General features: G+C 65.7%; 1 pseudogene. It reads left to right on the top strand.

The annotated features are described in order from the left end of the window. Positions 1-189 (top strand): annotated as a pseudogene (locus tag A3709_RS24140) (lipid-A-disaccharide synthase); the annotation flags it as partial. Between the last annotated feature and the right edge of the window lie 24 nt (positions 190-213).

Raw genomic sequence — 213 nt, 5'->3', positions numbered from 1 at the left:
GCACTGGTTCCAGAGCTGCTGCAGGATGGCGCCACGGCGGAGGCCATGGCCGCCTCAGCAGAACCGCTTCTGGAGGGCGGTGAGGCCGCCCAGAAGCAGGTCAGTGCCTTCGACGATATCCATGCCACCCTGCGCCGCGACTATGCGCACCGGGCTGCCGAAGCCCTGCTGGAGCTGGCCCGTGGATGACCTGTTCGAAGTCAGTTATGAAGG

Source organism: Halioglobus sp. HI00S01, from assembly GCF_001635445.1.
GTDB lineage: Bacteria > Pseudomonadota > Gammaproteobacteria > Pseudomonadales > Halieaceae > Halioglobus > Halioglobus japonicus.
This window is presented reverse-complemented; position numbering and strand designations above follow the sequence as displayed.